Origin of the sequence: Natronomonas aquatica (assembly GCF_024449025.1) — an archaeon.
In the GTDB taxonomy this organism is placed as follows: domain Archaea; phylum Halobacteriota; class Halobacteria; order Halobacteriales; family Haloarculaceae; genus Natronomonas; species Natronomonas aquatica.
Genome location: NZ_JAHLKM010000020.1, coordinates 1 through 18,141, shown reverse-complemented (window position 1 = coordinate 18,141; position 18,141 = coordinate 1). Strand labels below are relative to the sequence as shown.

12 protein-coding genes and 1 pseudogene are annotated in these 18,141 nt (G+C 57.0%); 4 read left to right on the top strand and 9 right to left on the bottom strand.

What is annotated here, in order from left to right; genetic code table 11:
* Nucleotides 1–6: 6 nt before the first annotated feature.
* Nucleotides 7–2,109 carry a type B DNA-directed DNA polymerase gene (locus KM295_RS12505; protein ID WP_256030292.1) on the top strand — a complete coding sequence of 701 codons (2,103 nt, stop codon included), beginning with the start codon at nt 7–9 and terminating at the stop codon, nt 2,107–2,109.
* A gap of 112 nt (nt 2,110–2,221) precedes the next feature.
* On the opposite strand, the gene KM295_RS12500 is transcribed toward KM295_RS12505, so the two are convergent.
* The 3 genes from KM295_RS12500 to KM295_RS12490 all read right to left on the bottom strand — a co-directional run bounded on the left by KM295_RS12500 (nt 2,222) and on the right by KM295_RS12490 (nt 7,686).
* On the bottom strand, nt 2,222–4,684 hold the full coding sequence (locus KM295_RS12500; protein ID WP_256030291.1) for a DEAD/DEAH box helicase: 2,463 nt from the start codon (nt 4,682–4,684) through the stop codon (nt 2,222–2,224).
* Nucleotides 4,681–6,252, bottom strand: a complete 1,572-nt coding sequence (locus tag KM295_RS12495; protein WP_256030290.1) for a ribonuclease H-like domain-containing protein — start codon at nt 6,250–6,252, stop codon at nt 4,681–4,683. Before KM295_RS12495 ends, KM295_RS12500 begins: the two co-directional genes overlap by 4 nt.
* A gap of 174 nt (nt 6,253–6,426) precedes the next feature.
* The gene (locus KM295_RS12490) at nt 6,427–7,686 is read right to left on the bottom strand and encodes an inorganic phosphate transporter (protein ID WP_256030289.1); all 1,260 of its coding nucleotides are present in this window, start codon (nt 7,684–7,686) and stop codon (nt 6,427–6,429) included.
* A gap of 139 nt (nt 7,687–7,825) precedes the next feature.
* Here KM295_RS12490 and KM295_RS12485 point away from each other — a divergent pair, with 139 nt between their 5' ends.
* Nucleotides 7,826–8,332, top strand: a complete 507-nt coding sequence (locus tag KM295_RS12485; protein WP_256030288.1) for a hypothetical protein — start codon at nt 7,826–7,828, stop codon at nt 8,330–8,332.
* Between the two features lie 356 nt (nt 8,333–8,688).
* Nucleotides 8,689–10,689 carry an ATP-binding protein gene (locus tag KM295_RS12480; protein WP_256030287.1) on the top strand — a complete coding sequence of 667 codons (2,001 nt, stop codon included), beginning with the start codon at nt 8,689–8,691 and terminating at the stop codon, nt 10,687–10,689.
* Between the two features lie 431 nt (nt 10,690–11,120).
* Here KM295_RS12480 and KM295_RS17120 read toward each other — a convergent pair.
* The 3 genes and pseudogenes from KM295_RS17120 to KM295_RS17115 all read right to left on the bottom strand — a co-directional run.
* A pseudogene (locus KM295_RS17120) lies at nt 11,121–11,334 on the bottom strand (DUF7983 family protein); the annotation flags it as partial.
* A 425-nt stretch (nt 11,335–11,759) separates the two neighbouring features.
* Nucleotides 11,760–12,485, bottom strand: coding sequence for a histidine kinase (locus KM295_RS12470; protein WP_256030286.1), 726 nt, complete (start codon nt 12,483–12,485; stop codon nt 11,760–11,762).
* Nucleotides 12,486–12,651: 166 nt separating this feature from the next.
* On the bottom strand, nt 12,652–12,918 hold the full coding sequence (locus KM295_RS17115) for an exodeoxyribonuclease VII large subunit (protein WP_418904799.1): 267 nt from the start codon (nt 12,916–12,918) through the stop codon (nt 12,652–12,654).
* A gap of 78 nt (nt 12,919–12,996) precedes the next feature.
* Between KM295_RS17115 and KM295_RS12465 the strand changes: the two genes are divergently transcribed.
* Nucleotides 12,997–13,689 (top strand): 2-phosphosulfolactate phosphatase, encoded by a 693-nt coding sequence (locus KM295_RS12465; RefSeq protein ID WP_272494402.1) that lies wholly within the window; start codon nt 12,997–12,999, stop codon nt 13,687–13,689.
* A 441-nt stretch (nt 13,690–14,130) separates the two neighbouring features.
* Here the strand turns inward: KM295_RS12465 and KM295_RS12460 are convergent, their stop codons facing one another.
* Genes KM295_RS12460 through KM295_RS12450 form a run of 3 tightly spaced genes read right to left on the bottom strand, consistent with a single transcriptional unit; the run spans nt 14,131 to nt 17,560 of the window.
* The gene (locus KM295_RS12460) at nt 14,131–14,970 is read right to left on the bottom strand and encodes an energy-coupling factor transporter transmembrane component T family protein (protein WP_256030284.1); all 840 of its coding nucleotides are present in this window, start codon (nt 14,968–14,970) and stop codon (nt 14,131–14,133) included.
* Nucleotides 14,970–16,679 carry an ABC transporter ATP-binding protein gene (locus KM295_RS12455; RefSeq protein ID WP_256030283.1) on the bottom strand — a complete coding sequence of 570 codons (1,710 nt, stop codon included), beginning with the start codon at nt 16,677–16,679 and terminating at the stop codon, nt 14,970–14,972. The genes KM295_RS12460 and KM295_RS12455 overlap by 1 nt, the downstream gene beginning before the upstream one ends.
* Before the next feature lie 26 nt (nt 16,680–16,705).
* Nucleotides 16,706–17,560, bottom strand: coding sequence for a DUF8171 family membrane protein (locus KM295_RS12450; protein WP_256030282.1), 855 nt, complete (start codon nt 17,558–17,560; stop codon nt 16,706–16,708).
* Nucleotides 17,561–18,141 lie beyond the last annotated feature (581 nt).

Genomic DNA, 18,141 nt, shown 5'->3' with positions numbered 1-18,141 from the left:
AGACTGATGCCGTACAAATTCGATTACCGCGATGGCGATGTTCTCGCGTGGTTATTGACCGACGATGGCGCAACAGCAGCACGAATCGAATCGTACACAGCGACGATCTATGTCGGGACACCCGATCACGATCAGGACCGACTGGCAACGGTCGGACGACACCTTGCCGAACTCCCCGCCGTCGAACGGACGGCCGTCGAGGAGTGGCGGACTGGCTTTCGACACGATGCCGGACCCGTTTTACGTGCCGATATCGGTCGTATCGACGCCGTATCCGACGTTGCCAGCACCGTCGCAGGGTGGGGCTCGCCGGGCACCTATCGACTCTACAACGTCGATTTCACGCGCGAGTTCCGATTCTGCCTCGAAACCGGACGCATTCCGGTGCCTGAACGATCGTTACGAACCGTCTCGATAGACGCACCACCAGAACAACTCGCTCGCAACAATCTCCGAACCGTGACTGTCGACGGCGTCACCGTCGACGGCGAAACGGCAATCCTCGAAACGATCACCGAACGACTGAACCAGATCGACCCGGACATATTGAGCCTACAATCCAGCCGTCTCATCCCGAAACTGTACGAGTTGGCCGACCAACGCGGCAACGAACAGTTCGACCTCGGCCGACGTTCCGGATACGAACAACTGGCCGGCCAATCGACGTATGAAAGCTACGGTCAGGTCGGACACTCACCGGCCCGGTACAACGTCTCCGGGCGAGTACTCATCGATCGCTCGAACACGTTCATGTGGGACGAGACGAACCTCGACGGCTGCCTTGATCTGGTCGAACGGTCAGGACTTCCGCTTCAGGAATTGGCCTGGGCGAGTATCGGGCGGATTCTCACTGCGATTCAGATCCACCACGCTTACGAGCGAAACGTCCTGGTCCCGTGGCGTTCCTGGCGCCACGAGCGATTCAAGTCGATGCAGCAGCTCCACGATGCCGACCGCGGCGGCTTCACGTTCGCTCCCGATGTCGGGTTCCACGAAGACGTCCACGAACTCGATTTCTCGAGTCTCTATCCGAACATCATCGTCACGCTGAACATCAGTCCGGAAACAGTCCGCTGTGACTGCCACCCGGACCGCGATGACGTGCCGGGCCTCGGTTATAGCCTCTGTCCGGAACGCGGGTATCTACCCGACGTGTTGGAACCGCTCATCGAGGACCGTGACGCGATCAAGCGGGAACTCCGCGAGACGACCGACCCGGAACGCCGAACGGAACTAGAGGGTCGCTCAAGCGCGATCAAGTGGATTCTCGTCTCCTGTTTCGGGTATCAGGGGTTTTCGAACGCGAAGTTCGGTCGGATCGAATGCCACGAGGCGATCAACGCCTTCGCCCGCGAGATTTTGCTTGAGGCGAAGGCCATCCTGGAGGCGAACGGCTGGGAGATCGTCCACGGGATCGTCGACAGCCTGTGGGTAACACCACGCCCCGATAGCGAGCAGACAGCGCCTGAGGAACTCTGTGAGTTGGTCACTGACGCGGTCGATATCCGCCTGGAACACGAAGCGGCCTACGACTGGATCGCCTTCGTTCCCCAGCGCAACAGCGACGCTGGCGCCCTGACGAAGTACTTCGGTCGAGCAGACGATAGCGAGTTCAAGTACCGCGGGATCGAGTGCCGACAACGAAGCACACCGACGTTCATCCAAGAGACGCAACGGGAACTCATCGAGACGCTTGATGCACACCGGAGTCCAGAACGAGTCTGTGACCGCCTCGCAGCACGACTTGAGGATCTACGATCAGATGCTGTTGATACCGATGATCTCGTGATCGAGATTCGGCTTTCGAAACACGCCGAGGAATATACGCGAAGCACACGAACTGCCGCCGCAGCCACCCGCGCCACACAGCAGGGATACGCGAGATCACCCGGTGAACACGTCTCGTTTGTCGTCGTGGACGATACCGCTACGACAGTCGATCGGATCCGGCTGGCATCCGAACAGCCGGACACGTACGATACAACGTTCTATGAAACACAGCTCTACCGGGCTGCCGAAAGCGTACTTTCCCCGCTTGGATGGCGCGAACAGGATATCCGCTCGTACCTCGCAGATCGAACTGACGCAAGTCTCGTGCAGTACTCGTGATGGTCACCGGAGCAACCCCCGAGGCTTCCCGTTCCGGGGACGTACTCTACAGACACTTCGTGGAGATCCTGGTGTCCGTAGGGCATACAGTTCCCACGGGTGTTTTTCCGGCCTATATTGCATTCAATACGTCTTCGAGAATACGCTGGCCGACGACACGATCCAAAGGGTCGTTCTCGTTACCACAGTGTTCGGACATGACACAGAGAGGGCAGCCACGCCGCCGTTGACAATCACAGGTCTCGAGGTGATCACGCGTTCGTTCAGCGATGATCTCGAAGTTCTCGTAAATCGCCCGAGAAAACCCGATTCCGCCGTCGATACCGTCATGGACGAACCAGACGGGGCCGGGAATGCTGCCGTCAGGATGTTGAGGCATCGAGAGGCCGCCGATGTCCGAGTTGTCGATCATCAGTTCTAGCGGTGACAGCTGAATCACTCCGTGCTCGGCGGCGTGGATCCCACCAGCATAGGTGTACAGTGCCGGCTCCGTCAAGCCAGCATCGCGTTCGGCCCGGTCAGTGGGTGTCAACAGCGGCTCCTCGAGGGCTGAAATGGTCTCGTCGATGTGGGTCTCCGGGAGTGTGACCCACAGTAATTCCGTTTCGAGTGTGAGCGGTGGCGATCCGGTTGGGAGCGGTCCGTCGACTACGTTGCCGGTACTGATCTCCCGGATCAAAAATTGATTGTAGGTGATGGTGACCGTCCCACGACCGAAGTGAAGCCCGTATCCGCCGTCAAATTCGCGGCGTTGTTCCGGGCGAAGGTTCGTGATTCGTTTTTCCGAAAGTGTCTGCGTATACAGACCGGAGTTCTTCGGCTCGACGAGAACCCGTGGCTTTATTCCAGATTTTTCGACATCAATCACCTCGTACTGTTGGCCATCGTGATAGAACAACGCACCTTCATGATAGTCGCGATACGCGCGTTCCTCGGCGATCGGCTCGTGATCGATATCGTCGTCTGTCGAGCGGACGATAAACTCAGTCCCACTCGTCGAGTACATGGAAATTCTGGACTCTGGGCGTCGGTCGCCGGTATAGAGCACCCCGGATTCGAGATCGACGGTCCGTTCGAGGACGCCGGCGTCCTGCCACATTTCGACGACCTCTCTGAACCGCTTCGGATCACCAAGGACACCAGTATCGGCCTCAGTGAGGGGCCGTTCTTTGGCGGCAGCGAGTAAGTGATCGGCGTACACCCGGTTATTATCGATCGAGACGACGGCGTCTTCGACGTTATCGTCGAACAGATAGCCGGGATTATCCATAATGTACCCATCCATCGCATCGCTCCCGCCGACGAGGACCGATAGCGCATCCGACGTCCCACGGCCGGCCCGACCGATCTGTTGCCAAAACGACTGTTGCGTGCCTGGATATCCGGTCGTGACCGTCGCATCGACGGACCCGATATCGATACCGAGTTCGAGCGCGTTCGTCGAGGCTACAACGTCGAGCTCGCCCAGTTTCAGCGACTGTTCGATACCGCGACGGGTACGCTTGCCGAGCCCCGCATGGTAGGCTTTTGCCTCTACATAGCCGGATTCGTCGTGAGAACGAGCCGCTGACTCGATCTGTCTGACTCCGATCTCCGTTGCTTGTCTCGCCGAACAGAACTGGAGCGTTTGTCGACCGTTCAATACGAGATGTGCAGCTACCTTCGCCGCTTCATTACCCGCAGACATACGGAACTCCTCAAAGTCGGCTTCGGCCTCGGCGGGATCGATATTCGCCTCGTTGGCGGTCTCGAGAGCTTCCTCGTCGATCGGGGGCTTCCAAAGGACAACATCCCGGGCGCCTCGCGGCGACCCGTCTTCATCAACGACAGCGAACTGCTCACTCGTGAGGCGATTGGCGTGCGTCGCCGGATTTCCGATAGTCGCTGTCGTCATGACGTACTGTGGATCGGAATCGTAGTATTGTAAGAGCCGGCGCAGTCGCCGGAGAATCCACGCGACGTGCGTTCCCGTGACGCCTGAATACTCGTGTGCTTCATCGACGACGATCAGTTCCAAATTATTGTAGAACCGCTGCCAGCCGCTGTCTTTCGCGTGACGGGGGAGATAGACGTTGAGTCCCGCAGGATTTGTCAGAATGACGTTCGCGTTCTCCCGAATCTGTCGCTTGCGGTCGTTCGATGTATCACCGTCATAGACACCGATAGTTGGATCGGTGTTCCAATCACCGCGAAGCTTGTCGTTAAGCTCTCGTTCCTGATCCCGCGTGAGCGCCTTCATCGGATACAACAGGAGGGCAGTTGCATCCAGATCGTCGAGATGGTTTCTGGCGATTTGCAGCGTGTAAATCCATGTTTTGCCCGAGGACGTAGGTGTCGTTACCACCACGTTCTCGTCGTTAGCAAGCCGCTCCAGCGCTGTTGCCTGATGGCTAAACAGATCGTTGTCCAACTCCCTGGCCAACTCGTCCCGAAGCACCGCCTCAGCAGGGACCGTCGTTGCCTCCCGCGGTGGGAGCCGCTCGCTGTCGACGATTTGATCGTCGTATTCGGGAAACGTCGCTTCAAGTGCATCCTTCGACAGGACGTTTTGCCGTGATTGTGGCTGATCGCTCATGAGAAATCCGAGAGGGATCCTTGGGACGTCGTCTCTGTCGTCGATCGGTTAGTTGCCGTACCAGGCGGCCGACGGGACGCCTCGCCGAGCGCTTCATATATCGTGGCCAGAGCCCGCACGTCGTCTTCACAATACGATTCAAACCGCTTCCAGTCGGGTGTGAATCGGGCTTCGGCTCCAGTGGACTGGGTCGCCCACGCATTATAGAGTTCGGCGGCTGTTTGCCCGTCCAACTCGCCTGTTTGTGGCTCCCAACCGAGCGCTGTGGCAACCGCCTCCAGCTTGTTACTCCGCCCCGGGAGCGTTGCATTATCCTGCTGGGTCGCCCATGACAGCGGATCAAATCGATATCTGGTACGCCACTCTTCGAGACGGTCGGGGTGGTGTTCTTCGAGCTGTCGGGCGATGATCGGGAAATCGAAGTCGTACCCGTTCCACGCGACAACCGGTCGATTAGCCGCCGTCCCAGCGAGCCACGTCAGGAATGATTCGAGATGCTCGGCTGGCTTCCAGAGAGTACGCTGTCTGAACGGCAGATATGTCCCCGTCCGCGCATCGCCATCGAGAACTCCTATAAGCCACGCAGTTGAGCCGTTGAGCCCGTTCGTCTCGATATCGATGAAAATCGGATCGCCATCCGGAACAGCCCCATCGCCGATCGGAACGACCTCGCCGTTCGCGACGGCGGTGGCCGATGCTTGAATTGTCTCTGCTGTGGACTGCCCGAGGCCACGGATATCTGCGATCTCGTGTACCTCCGCTCTGGAGACAGCCTCTCGTGTATCGTAGCCACGTTTTCGGAGCCGTTCGGCACGCGTTTGGCCGACCTGGTCGAGACCTCGGAGCCCAAAGTTCGTTGGATCGTACGAGGTGGTACAAACGGCACCATTACGGTACACCTTCGCTACGGCGAGTTCTTGTGTGGACTCATCGACTCCAGCACCGAGATTACCCGTTGTGAGTCCGATGCCGTGAATCGAAAGCGTGCGTTCGGTGGTATCATCTCCGCCATCGGTGTATCGGTGGACTGTCGTGTAGTCCGGACGAAGTCGGGTCGAAAGATGCGTGATAGCATCCGTCCGCCACGCCGTCGGAACCTCAGTTGTGTATGATTCGATGCCTTCGAGCCGGGTACGTCGGTGATGCGGATCGATCGAGAGTTCCAACCGATCAGTAACGAGATAGCCGTGATCGATTCCATCGAGATTGCGGGCGTTGGGAAGATCACGAGCAAGGTCAGCTGGAGTCGCAGGGAGATCCGTCGGGGTATTCGTTGCGATGATCCCGACCTCAGCCTCCGGGATGACCTCAACCGTTGGCGTTGCGTTCCGTTTCGGGATGATTACTGGAACATCGACTAGCTTGGCGACGTGCGGCCCGGAAACGGCCGCTTCGTTGGGCGGTGTCGCGATGAGGAGATCCGGATCAACCGCCTCGATTGCGTCGGCGAGTACATCGGCAACGGCGTACTCTTGGATAACCGTTCCCGGAACGGCAAGTATGGTTGCCGGTACTGCGTCCTCAGGTGGTAGCGTCGGTTTGAACTGTTCCCTACCTGTTGCCACCATTTGCTACGCGTTCGCTTTTGTAACGGTTGAGCTTTTCCCACATACTCGAACGAGGATCAAATCAACACAGCCGTCTTGATACCAAAGACGCCGGCCGACCACCCGCGCACGATTCTTGTATGTGGGCGGTGTCCCTGACCACGACTGATCCCGATGGACAGACGAGGGGTCCTCTTAGCCGAGAAATGAAAACAAGGCATAGGCCCCCACGAGCGACATTATCGGCGTGATTACCCAGAGTGTCACGACGCGAGCTGCCGCTGCGTGGTGGAACAGGCCTTCGGCGGACAGTTCCTCCGGGTCTTTCTCGCCGATGCTAGACACACTGTCCCCGGATTCGTGCTGTCTGTCCTGGTGAGGAGTTTCGCCTTCGGCGAGTTCGCCCACAGTTGGGCTCGCAGCGACCCCCCTATCGTCTTCAACTGGCGGGAGTTTGAGTGCACCAGTCGTAAACTTTGGAGCGGATTCATCGGCAGGTGACTGTGTGACTATCTCTGCAAGCGTCCGTGCTCGACTTGCACGCCCCCACCCGAGCCCGATGATACAACTGGTCGTACTCACGGCGAGACTGGCTGGAATCCCGAGCCACGAGAGGACGGTGATAATCGTCGCCCCCACGGTCGAAACAATGAGCGCTGCCAGAATCGGCATCTCGGTGATATCGTTGCCGACGGTCGCCAGCGTCCGCCGAGCAATCGTGAAACCGCCCACGCTGATGGCCCCTATTGCGAGGAAAATCGCCGGGCTGGGGTCAAGGGACCCGTTACCGACAAGCGGGGCGACTGCGTTCGCCGCGTTCGAGGCCCCGGCACTAAACCCCATATAGCAGGCAATTGCCACCACAAGCGCTGATCCGGCCAGATCCCGAGACGAGACGGTATCGTTGACCGATAGCCGTGGGAGTCTCCCCTCGGTATCGATTGCGATCAACGGGTTCCGAAGGCGACCAAATTCGAGTTTGGCGTCGAGGTGCGGGTACAGATACCTGCCGATAAACGCACCTGTGAAGACGGCGACCAGCGGGGCGACGATCCATGCCGACAGGATGGTAAACATCAGGGAAGTGTTGAGCGTCCCCGTTGCCAATCCGAGTCCGACGATTGCTGCGACGGCTGTCATCGAGGTTGACGCCGGGACACCGTAGAGGTTCGAGATCAGGAGTGCGAGCCCGGTAAAAAAGAGAACGCCAACGCTCGCGGCGGGTGTAAAGGCTGCTGCATCGATGATTTCGGTACTCATCGTCGTGATGACCTTCCGCCCAATTGTCCACGCTCCAAGGAACGCGAAGACCGTAAACAGTGCTCCGGCGGTGACTTTTCTGACGGCGCGGCTGCCGACTGCCGGCCCGAAAGCGACCCCGGTTGATGACCCGCCGATATTGTACCCGACGAAGACTGCAACTACCAGTCCCACCAGGATCAGTAATTCTGCCACGTGTATGTAAGTAAATCACACGCAAAAAATAGTGCCGTTTCGCACTCGGGATAGCGTCGGATCCGATGCCGATACACCGTGGTAACCCACCTCTGGGCCGGGCAACAGCCATTAATGCGTCAAGCGACTTACCGAGATTGTGAAACGACGAACCGCCCTCGCAGGGGCAGCGACGGCCCTTGCGGCGGGACTGGCAGGCTGCTCATCGGGCGACAACGACACCACCAATAACGATCAAAATCCGGTAGAACCCGGGGACAACACCGCGGGAGAACGGACGAGTCAGTCACTCCGGTTGACCGTCGGTGAAGACCTCGCCGATAGCGAGTGGCAGTCGGTAAGCGCCACCTATCCCCGCGACCGGTTCGTAGTACAGTCCGCACAGCATGAGGCAATCGGGCTCGGCGTCGATTCCTCCGGCGACGGGAACGCCGACGAAGAGTTCGAGGCCAGTGCCATCAGCGGAGTCAACAACAATAATTTCTCGTTTAGCATCGAACTTGACACAGGCTACACGCTTATGCAAGGTGATACGGTGCTGGTCGAGTACCCAGCCGTCGACAACCCGAGCGAACCGGGCGAATACGAGGTAGAGATGGCAGTCAACGAAGTTCGGACGGAGACGGCAACAATCACTATCGAGTGAGGGTGCAAACATAATCCCCGCCCGGCGGTCGGAAATCTACACGGAGCTTGATCACAAGACTGTAACCGATTCACAGCCTACGTGTTGTGCGGCTCGGGTCGATCTGTCCGGAATTTGGTAGAACCTGCGTACAACATAGAAGCGTTCATATCCATCGATTAGCAGCACCCCGAGTCCGGGGTTCCCGACCATGGCGATGCGCGGGAACAGATCAATTCGAGATCGGGCACCTACGCGTGTGATACCTCGTACCCCCCATTTTTATTTTTGTAATACTTAAGAAGGGTAACTTCATGACCTCACCGTGGGCTGATCCTGTCGGACTGGTATATCTCGGTCTGTTCTCGCTCAGCGGAGTGGCCTGTTTGCTCCTGATTCCCCGGTCCAAAACGTTCGATGACCCCGAGATACAGGCCGGGATGGTCGGATTGCTGGGGACGGCAGGGGCCTGGGCGGTATTCAAGACGGTTTTCTTCGTGATTCCCGGTCCGTTCCGAGAGACCGTCTACACAGTCGGACTCATTTTCGGGTTTGCGACTGTCTGGGCCTGGTTATACTTCTGTTCGGCCTACACCGGTCGGACGCTCCATCGGAATACCACGCTGCGCCGACTCGGACTCGGTGTCTTTCTCACTGTGTCTTTGCTCAAACTGACGAACCCGCTCCACGGGGTGTATTTCACGACCCGGGAAGCGACGACGCCTTTCCGCCATCTGGCAATCGAGCACGGACTGCTCCACTGGGGCGCAACCGGGCTGTCGTACGTGCTCTCGGCTGTGGGGCTGTTCATGATATTCGAACTCTATGTCCAGTCGGGGTACGATACTCGCCCCCTCGGTGTACTGACAGCGATACTCGGCGTACCGGTCGTCGTCGACGTTCTCGCGCTTGTGACACCACAGTTGTTAGACGTTATTTATGCCCCGATCGGCGTCGCAGTCTTTGCTCTTGGAACCATGTTCGTCTTCGCGCCGCGCTTTCTGGCGGTTCGAAGTACTGCCCAGAGCGGGACTCCATCGGTGTTTCTGGACAGCGCTGGCCGGATAGAGGACTACTCTCCCGCAGCGACAACTGCGTTTCCGGCGCTTGCGGGTGCCACCGGTGACCGTCTCGAAGACGTTCTCCCGGAGGTAGCAGCAGCTGTCGAACCCGGCGATCGGATCGTCAGTAATGAACGCGGAGAACACACCCAGTACTACCTCGTTTCCACCGAGGGCGTGGGAGTCGGCGAGTCGGCGGCGCAGGTACTGACCCTCACCGACGTGACTTCCATCGAACGGAAGCGCCGAGAATTAAACCGGCGGGAACAGGAACTTGCGGAGCGAAACGAGCTCTACCGGGCCGTCATCGCCGCAAGTTTCGCCTTCGTCTTCCGGATTGACATAGACGAGCGGAGGTTCACGTTCGCGTCACCCTCTGTCGAGGACTTTCTGGGATACACGGCCGACGAAATCGACGGCGAACCGACCGACGTCATCGTTCCCGATGAGCAGACGAGCGACTTGGCCCAAGAATATCTCGATCAAGTAGCGGACGGCGAGGAGCTCCAAGTGCGGGATTTCCCACTGGAGAACCGCGCTGGACAAACAGTGCATACAGATATCCGCGTCGTGCCGATATACGATCCGAATGTCCCGGACGAAAGGAAAACAGCCGACGACATCGTCGGCGCACAATCGATGGTCTGGGACGCGACCGAGCGGCGGCGACGCGAAGGACTCATCAGCGTAATCAACCGCGTATTGCGCCACAACGTCAGAAACGAACTCAGTCTAATCAATGGGTACGCCGAGATGCTGGCAACGGACCTCGATGGTGAGGCGGCGTCGAAAGCCACCCAAATCGTCGAAACCGCCGACAGGCTGCTCGGCCTCACCGAATCGGCCCGCGAACTCGAGGCGAACCGGGACCAGTCACCGGACCTGGAGCCTGTCGATGTCGTTCCGATCATCGAGGAGGCTGTTCGGAAACTCCGGGAACGGTATCCTGACGCGTCGGTGGCCGTCGATAGCCCTGAGGCGGCCGTCGCGGAGGCGCTGCCACGTGTAAAGACGGCCCTGTGGGAAATTCTCGACAACGCCGCAAAGCACGGCGGCAATCCCCCGTCTATCGATGTCGAGGTGACAGAGACAGATGACCGGGTTCTGATCGCTATCGCGGACGATGGGCCGGGGATTCCGGAAACCGAACGGGAAGTGCTGTCGACCGGGGTGGAGGAACCACTCGTTCACGGCCAGGGCCTGGGTCTGTGGTTAGCCTACTGGATTGTCAGGAATCTGGACGGCGAGGTCAATATTCCGGAGTACGAACAGGGAACGACAGTCGAGGTTCGACTCCCGAGGTCGTCGACTGTCTGAGTGTTCGGGGCAGCTACCCGGGTACTGCTGCATGAGCGTCCTGTCTCTTACAGCGGGTCAGGAAAGTACGTAGTAGAGGATAAAGTCAGCACGGGGCCGTAGTTGTGATGCCCGTCATCGAGTCCAACAGGTAGCAACTCGCACGTCTCACTGGATTTATTGCCGGGGTATGAGTAAGAACTCTGTCGGTGGTTCGACGCAGTGGTCCCCATAGTGTGTCTTGTGTCTGCACTCCAGAAAGTAATGCTGAATCTGCTGAGAGCAAAGACAAAGGTTTGTAGCCGCCACGGACATCTTACCATCGCTGGTGAGCGGCAACCGCTGGGTGATCGTGAGCCGGCAAACTCAATCGTGGTAGACTCTTTTCCGGGATACGATCGACCGAAAAGAACCGACTCGGCTGCACCGTGGAGTGTCGAGAGCGGTCAAGAACTCTCGACGATGCGCCGATAGAGCGTTTCGAATTGGTCGCAGTGGAGCGGGCGTGTCTCGTCGATGTCGCGGTCGGGAAACTCGATGAGAACCCGTTTCCGGTACATCTGTGATTCGAAACCGGTCATGCGACAGCGGCGTGGTGAGCGTCGACCCCTCAGGGAGGTCGTCGAGGTCATCCAAAAGCGCGTGCCACGAGACGCTGAAAGTCATACATTATTGAGGGGACCGACGAATAAGACGATTGTGTGACCTCGGCCTCGAAAACGCACACTGACTGATTATCCTGCCGATTTCTTGCGGTTTGCTCAAGATAGCTATAGTAGTCGGTAGAAGCCACTGCAGATCCACTCGCGAGTATCCGGCCAGCATGGCTGTCGCTGGCCATCCGGCTGTGAGTGGTGTGTTAACAGTTTTACTGACTACTATAATACTCTCGCAGGGCTAACGACGAGACTCGTGGGTAAGAGACAGCCGTGAACGGCGAGGCTTCCGCCTCGAATTGTCGGTAGGCTCCAATTCAGTCACGTTCCTGTCTATGCTCAACCGTGTATTTTGAGCCGTGCAAGGTACAGAGAGCGTATCGATCAGGAGCTGTTCGCAGACCGGACACATCTACCTCGGTGGAGATCGATCGATCAAAATTCCTGGTCGATATGCGAGAGTATACGTTCGACACGGGGGCTGTCATACGTCCAGAGGCCTCGCCAGACGTTCGGCCCGATCTCGATTGCGACAAGCGCTGCATGAGTCGGTTCAGTGTCGACCGGGGAGTGCGTCCCGTCTGTCTCCGGGCTAAACGCGACAACCCACGACCGCCCGTATGGCTCGGTATCGCCACTGTGGACAACAACGTCTATATCTGTGACGGCTTCGGGATTGTCATCGACGCCGTAGACGTGTGTCTCGGTCCCGCTGTCACCGAGCCACTCATACATCCGTCGGGTGCCGTACTCGTCATCCAGCCGTGAGAGTTGCTGAAATGTGCTATGGAGTTCCCCCTGTCCCGTCGTCAGCGCAAGCTGCTCAATAAATCGTGAGATCATCACCAACAGAAGCTTCTCTTTGGTGGATGCCGGGAATCCAGCGACTGTGAATTCAGTCTCTGTCAATCCAGTCAGCACGTCCGGAAACCGGCCCGGATGTCGGGCTTGGACCCCTGTTCGGTACTGATCAACATTCACCAATAAAAACGAGTTCCGCAATTGCTCAAAGGATGAGGTCGCAACGACGTGTCCATCGTCAATCAGACAGACGAGGTCGTCGGCTCCGTCAGGGACCTGCCGTTCCGCGATCGTTACTGACTGGTTACTGAACGCGTCGTTTAGCAGGTCGATGAGTGGGTCCGCTGTCGTCCGATTCACTACCAAGAGCGTCTTTTCCGATTCAGGAACCTCATTTATGAAATCGGCAAGCGAATCGGGGGCCCGCTTCACAGAGAGAAAACACGTTCAAGCTACTAAAAACCGGTTACTGCTACTGATTCTGAGGCAATTGTAGAATTCAGCCTCTGTATTCAGCAGCTGATTTTTACAGCTCATCGATAGGTTGAATCAAGCCGTACAAAAGACAGGACACGAATGCATCATACTCCACTCGTAGCGGGGCTACGTCGCTAGAATGACTGGACGATGACGTTCGTGTCATCGCTCGCTCGTCGGCAACCCTCTCAGCCAGCGTCTCATCGTCCTCGTGACCGACCGCAACCACCACTGGCGTGGCACATTCAACGATTGTCCGGACAACCGGCTCTCCGTTGAATAGGTCTTTATATCGGTATATAGCTATCTTAGTCATCCTCAAGTGTATGCTGGCTGTTCACCTGGTGTGAGTTTACTTGCAGCCGGGGATGCGGATCCGCTACTTATCGACCGCATGATTCCCGCACGGGAGCAGATACCCGAAGACCCGAACCAGGGGAATTACGTCGTTGTCGACATTGCACAGTTCTCAACCACAGTACCCGAACTGTTCGCTAGCGGCGCTAAGTACATTCACATTACAGAGGATCGAGGAGACGAACCGGCGTTCAAGCAACGTAATCCCCGGGCGAAAATCGGTGGAGGCTCCGGACCGAATTATCAGGGTGAGCCGGGGTACGACTTCTTCAATTCCCCGAGTTTTGTCCAAGATGTCGATGTAGCGGGCCGTCCGACGGCGATGACGTCTACGAACGGCGGCAACGCTGTCACCGACCTCCGGTTGGCCGGCGGCGACGATGTCGAAATTTATGTTGGTGGGTTAACGAACGGTGTCGCACTGGCCGATCACCTTCGCGAACAGAACGAAGAGACATATTTTGTTGCAGCTGGCTCCAATCGGAAACCCTCACCGGAGGACATCGCTGGTGCCCTGTTCATCGCTCGCCATTTGTTTGAGGATCCACCGTCTGATCGCGAACTCGCGGTCTACCGTGAAATGGTTAAATTTTCGAAAGGACCGAAGTACGAGCAGAAGCCTGACATAAAACGCACTGACCTCTACGAGTATGTACTAAATATTGACAGTCGGGACATCGTCCCGAAACTCGATGGGCAGGAGTTGTATGACGTGTCTGATAATGATTGATAAGCTTGACAGCCAACCGATGAAAGAGCACTGGGTGGTCACTCATGCCCGAGCAGTTGCGAATGTGTCACCGCAGGCTTGGCCGACTCTATGACCATACCAGAAATCAACACTGGTCAGGGCGGCCAGTTGCTCAGGTATCTCCACCCCCCTGTCCATATTATGGTTGTTTGCTGATACAGCGTCGAGTTTACAATTAGAAACGATGACCATCCCCCCAGCGAAATGATTAACCGGGTTCTTAGGCTTCAACTGGCTTCTGACGCTGCAGCCGTCGGTCTGGTCGGGATTCATGATATGGTGACGCAGCTGGCAAGCCCAGCTTTTCGACCCCGAGCTATGGGGCGGTAAGACGCCGGAGAGGTAGTTGTCTGTCACTCCAGAATCGACCGGACGGGGTCAAACTAATCATGACTCGGAAACGAAAGCAGTCGAACTCGTTCAGAGGAAAACTGAAACCACGACGACGAACAGTAACGAAACCAGCATGAACGTCACATCCCGAGGGAGGATTTGGAGGTCACCAAGCCTGAGTTCCCGGCTAGCTTCGTTGCCGAGCGAATGTGAAAACCCCTGGGTCTCCATCGCCTCAACGGTGACTCTAGAGCGTTTCGCAACGTTAAACGCCATCGGATAAAACGCCTTGATCGAGAGTTTCAACAGATAGAGGTAGTATCGCCACCGTAGCAGGCCGCTTTTCTCCGGGGCCTTGTTTCTGAGCCGCAGGGAATTGACCAGGTCGTGATACTCCTCGACCAGAACCGGCACCATCCGGTAGCCATATGCGATCGCAAATGTGAAAGGCCGCGGGACGCCGAGACTCAGCAGACCCTTGGCGAGTTTCTTCGGGCTCATCGCCGAAAACGCCGCCAGACTCACGACCGAGATGACGGTGAGTTTCATCGTGAAAGGAAGGAGCGCGACGCTGTTGTCGACGACGGCTCCCCGGAGACCGCCCGGCCCTCCTTGCCACCAATAGACGACGGAACTGAGGATAACGATGAATCCAATATTTGAGAGGCTCCCCCATATAAGCAGTACGAGGAGGTAGATACTGGTTTGAGAAAGGTACGCCAAGAGCAGCGCCGCTATGAGCATCGCGAATAGCGGCTCTGGCTCGTAAAAGAACCACGGGACAATAACGAAGATTGCCGACCAGATAATCACAATACGTGGGTCGAACTTGTTCAGTAGCGCTTCGTCGTTGTCGTAGGCCGTGCGCATCAGATCGAGCTTAATATCGGCAATCGTGATGTTCTGGATCGCATCAAGATACCCCATTATCTGCCCCCCTGTGTTGCTAGGCGGTCGACGATGTCTGATTTGGTGAGTGAGGGGGGATCGATCCCGAGACGGTCGCTAAGTTCGACGACTTGCGGTGGTCGGAGGTGGGCCTGTTCTAACAGTCCAGGTTGCTGGAACACCGATTGGGGCGTCTCATCGGCGAGGATGCCGTTCGGACCGAGAACGATAACCCGGTCAGCCCACTCGGCCACCAACTGTAGGTCGTGCGTGGCGACGACGACTGTCTCTGTTCGAGTTACAGATCGCGAGAGTATCCTCGTTACTTCGCGGCGGCTCTGGAGATCGAGACTCCCGGTTGGCTCGTCAAGCAGGACGATGGTGGGATCAGTCGCCAAACCGATAGCGAGCGACGCCCGTCGTTGCTGCCCGACACTCAAGAGACGACCGTCCCTGTCGGCGATATCCTCCAAATCGAGAAATTCGATCACATCGGCGACCCGTTCGTCAACGTCGGGATCGTCACGGCTCTCCAAGTAATACGCGATGTCTTCGCGGACCGTCTCTTCGACGAACATCTCTTCAGGGTTCTGATGAATGTACACAGTCTCCTCGGCCAGTTCCTCGGGGAGTGTGTCGTTCGTGTCGTTACCGAGAACGGTGACTGTTCCTTTGTCGGGGGATTCGAGCCCGGTCAGGAGTCGCAGGAGCGTGGACTTCCCGGCTCCGTTGGCACCGACGAGGGCAACTCTGCTGTCGGCGTACAACTCCAGATCGAACGCGTCAAGGACAGTCTTTCGCCCCTCGCGAAGGGTCGGGTAGCCGTGGGTCAAATTACTGACGGTTATGAGAGTCTCGTCGGAACCGCGACCGTCCGGTTTGACCGGGGGATCCCCCTTGGGTGAGCCTGTCGGAAATGCACTGACCGCCTGCTCAACGGTCACCGGGTATCGACCGCTAGGCAAGGTTCCCTGTTTGTTCGGGAGTTGCCGGGCAATCTGTGTGACCTGAGGCGGATGAATATCTGCATCGAGCAGCTCCTCGACCCGGTTCAGTCCGACATCTACCCGATTGGCCCACGCCACATCCCCGTCAGCGACCATCACGAGACGGTCACAATAATCACCGATGAACTCTGTGTGGTGCTCGATCGCGATTACGCCCACCTCGGTTTCCCGTTGGATCTCCCGGAGCTGTTCGTAGGTTTTCCGTGCGTTGTGCGGATCAAGTTGAGCTGCGGGCTCGTCAACAATAATGAACTGCGGTTCCATCGCCAACACGCCGGCTAGAGCGACGAGATGTTGCTGGCCACCACTGAGTTCCCAGATGAACCGGTCGGCGGCATCTTCGAGGCCGACCGATTCGAGCGCTCTCATAGCACGGGTTTCGTAGTCTTCGAGTCCGTGGTTTTTTGGTGCAAACGCGACATCGTCAAGAACGATCGGTTGGACGAGTTGGTTTTCGAAATCCTGGAACACGTAGCCCACCGTCTTGGAAAGCCCAGAGACGTCACTCTCAGTGGTCACGGTGTCGCCGATACTGACCGTTCCCTGGAACGTTCCGTTGAAGAAGTGGGGTATAAGCCCGTTAAACGCCTTACACAGCGTCGTCTTACCGCTCCCATTACCTCCGATAATCGCTGTGAACTCCCCGGAGTCGATCTCAACGTTGACGTTCCGTAATACCGGCTCGTCGCTCCCTGGGTAGCGGAACGTCAGGTCGTCGACAGTGATTGTGGTTGAACTCATTGGAATACAGAAACGGGATGAGGCGATTACGCGGTGTCCTGCTGACGGTAGTACACCACGGCGTAGGCGACGATCGCGGCGGCGACGATCGGCACTGCCAGGAAGACCTCTCCGTAGATCTCAACGAACTCCGGTTCGAAGACGAGGAACGCACCGCTGGTCTCGCTGAACGCCTCGAAAACGAATGCGATAGGTGTCAGGACGACCCACGCGAGAAGCCCCTTGAGCGTGTCATTATTAATTCGTTTGCCGCTCGGGTGGCCCTCAACCGGTTCCATCCCGAGTAGTGGCTCAATCTTGCCACGCATTCTCGGATAGAAGTACGTCATCGGAAGCGCGCCGAAAATGATCCCCGCGATGATGACCTGGGTGGTTGCACCCGCAATTTCGACGGCCCAAATCGTCTCCGGGAGCCACTCGATGGCTTCAAGCGATTCGACGCCGACGTAGAATTTCCCGACGTCGATGAACTGGGCGGAGAGCTCTTCCAACCCCTTGGCGACCACTGCCAGGACTGCAAGCCATTTCACATCCTCCGGATCATTAATCATCGTCGTTGCGATGTACAGCGAAATGGTGATCATCAGCAAGCTCTCGACCGCACCGAACGCACTGAAATCGCCGATCAGGATTTCGCCAAAGATGATTCCGCCAACTGGGACAGCCAGACATGCCCAAAAGGACCGAAAGAGGAAGACGAGCGTGTAGGAGATAAACAGGAACGGTCCGAGTTCAAGTTCTAAGCCACCGAGAGAGAACGAGGGTAGCAGCTCCGCAAACATCATCTGCAACCCGTGAAGGGACATGACGAGTATGAACACCATCATGTCTTGATTGTCGAAACTGAACATGCTCTCGTTCTGCTGGTTTATCGACGCCATCCGGATGCGTCTGACATATCCAATAATAAAAGCAGTTTATAATTTTCATATTTTTCGGTAGGTTCAATTAAACATACCCCAATACCTCTATATAGGATTTATTGAAGTGAAAATGTACTGTTATCCCGTGACGAAAGCGGAGGGAAAATTCGACGGGTAAAATAATCATAGCAGGACGGTATCAGTTTGTCTGACAAATAGAAAACAAAAACCGAGTCTAGTATAGACTCCCCTGCCGTGTCCAAATACGCCGAATTAGTGTCGATAATTGGTGTGATAGGTGGAAAGATTCTTTTCTACATCCGTTGGAAGCCGCCCGGAAACCGAGGAGACACGACTGCGCCACACTGAAGCTACCGGACTTTGAGTGGTCTACTGGGCTGTGACTGCACTCGCTGGAACAGTTGAACTCTCACGGAATGAGCCACAGGGAAGCGTAATTCCGATTCAGTTGCCGTTGGCCACTGTTTCAGAGTGATCCGACTCACCACAGTATAGCGATTGATACGGTCGTGCGAAAGTATTTACTATAGCAATCGTATTTCTGCATAATGGGTCGGCTGGACGACATCACCCTGGAA